The 383-nt window shown below is 50.4% G+C and carries 1 protein-coding gene; it reads left to right on the forward strand.

Annotated elements, in window-relative coordinates:
- Window positions 1–303, forward strand: a 303-nt coding sequence (locus BTA35_RS17515) for an FAD-dependent protein (RefSeq protein ID WP_338013026.1), incomplete at its 5' end; no start/stop codon positions are given.
- Window positions 304–383 lie beyond the last annotated feature (80 nt).

Genomic DNA, 383 nt, shown 5'->3' on the forward strand with positions numbered 1-383 from the left:
ATCACACTGACCGATCTGAGCAAAGTGGTACCTGATTTTGTAACAGCAGCCATCCGTGAAGCCATTCCCGCATTCGACCGGCAGATCAAAGGCTTTGCTAAACCCGACGGATTACTGACTGGCGTTGAAACCCGCACCTCATCCCCTGTTTGCATCAAACGTGGCAAAGACTATCAGAGCATCAACGTACAAGGTTTGTATCCCGCAGGTGAGGGCGCAGGCTACGCGGGTGGTATTTGGTCAGCGGGCATCGACGGCATTCGCGTCGCAGAAGCACTGGCGTTGGCTTATTTAGAAGATTAAGACAGACAACAAAAAGCCCGCGATTAAGCGCGGGCTTTAGAGATGATAGACCTACATTTACATCTCTTTTACCTTAACAG

The organism is Oceanospirillum linum (assembly GCF_001995095.2).
GTDB lineage: Bacteria > Pseudomonadota > Gammaproteobacteria > Pseudomonadales > Halomonadaceae > Oceanospirillum > Oceanospirillum linum.